We start from the raw sequence: 236 nt of genomic DNA, 5'->3' as shown, positions 1-236 counted from the left end.
GAGCGTAATAGTGGCGCTTTAACTGACATTAGGATCCTAGATGGTTTTAATAGTTTTGATGGCCTAAACCGACGCAACCGCCTGCGTTACGATACACCTACTTTTAATGGCTTTAGCTTAGCTACATCTATTATTAGCGATAGTCGATACGATGCAACGCTATCGTACGAAGGACAAGCTAACGGGCTTAAAGTGATTGGCGCAGCCGCTATTGCTGAACCTAATTTGACCAATGC

General features: G+C 44.1%; 1 protein-coding gene. It reads left to right on the top strand.

The window, feature by feature from the left end; translation table 11 throughout:
• A partial coding sequence (locus AAEY80_RS14875) for a hypothetical protein (RefSeq protein ID WP_350588644.1) occupies nt 1–236 on the top strand: 236 nt, incomplete at both ends.

It is taken from the genome of Psychrobacter sp. 78a-MNA-CIBAN-0178 (genome assembly GCF_040309625.1).
In the GTDB taxonomy this organism is placed as follows: domain Bacteria; phylum Pseudomonadota; class Gammaproteobacteria; order Pseudomonadales; family Moraxellaceae; genus Psychrobacter; species Psychrobacter okhotskensis.
Note: the sequence above shows the minus strand (reverse complement) of the source record. Positions and strands in the feature narration are given on the sequence as shown.